This is a genomic window from Vibrio sp. 10N.222.52.B7, from assembly GCF_041474275.1.
Taxonomy (GTDB): domain Bacteria; phylum Pseudomonadota; class Gammaproteobacteria; order Enterobacterales; family Vibrionaceae; genus Vibrio; species Vibrio crassostreae_C.
Genome location: NZ_JBFRTU010000417.1, coordinates 1 through 823, shown reverse-complemented (window position 1 = coordinate 823; position 823 = coordinate 1). Strand labels below are relative to the sequence as shown.

Below are 823 nucleotides of genomic sequence, written 5' to 3'. Positions count from 1 at the left end.
CTTAAAGAATACGTCACTTCAAATGCAATAAAACCTGAGGGTGGGCGCTTACAAGGGAGTGACATCACACAATTCATCCTTGATGAATTTGATATATCTTACCAGCCATCCGGTGTATACCGCTTACTGCATGAACTTAATTTGAGTTGGATAACGACACGTTCAAAGCACCCAAAACAATCAGAAGAAGCTCAAGAATCTTTTAAAAAAATTCCCAATAGAAACGATCCTTAAGATCCCTGGGCATATCCACTTAAAAGAAGTGCTTGTTTGGTTTCAAGATGAAGCTAGATTTGGTCAACGCAATACCACAACCAAGATTTGGGCAGAAAAAGGAACTCGACCTAGAGCCGTTCAACAGCAACAATTTGAGTACGCTTATTTGTTTGGAGCCGTTTGTATCAATACAGGCGAAGCTGAAGCTATTGTTTCACCGTTAAGCAACATGGAAGCAATGACGAAGCATCTTGAATTAATCTCAACGGCGACCCCTAGAGGTAAACATTCCGTGGTTATTATGGATCAAGCGAGCTGGCATCAAGCACATTTAGCCAATCATTTTAAGAACATCACGATAATCCATATCCCGCCATATTCACCAGAATTAAACCCGATAGAACAAGTTTGGCAATGGCTTCGACAATACAAGTTAGCGAATAGGTGTTTTGAAAACTATAACGATATAGTGAACTCAGTATGCAATGCTTGGAACAGTTTTTGTGAAGATAAACGCAGAGTCCAATCCCTCTGCTTTAGAGATTGGACTCGATTGGTAAGTTAATTAATGGAATTGGTATAAAAAAACAGAACTTCTGCTGAGGCG

At 39.9% G+C, this 823-nt stretch carries 1 pseudogene; it reads left to right on the top strand.

Annotated elements, in window-relative coordinates:
- Nucleotides 1-781, top strand: a pseudogene (locus AB4512_RS23480) (IS630 family transposase); the annotation flags it as partial.
- Between the last annotated feature and the right edge of the window lie 42 nt (nt 782-823).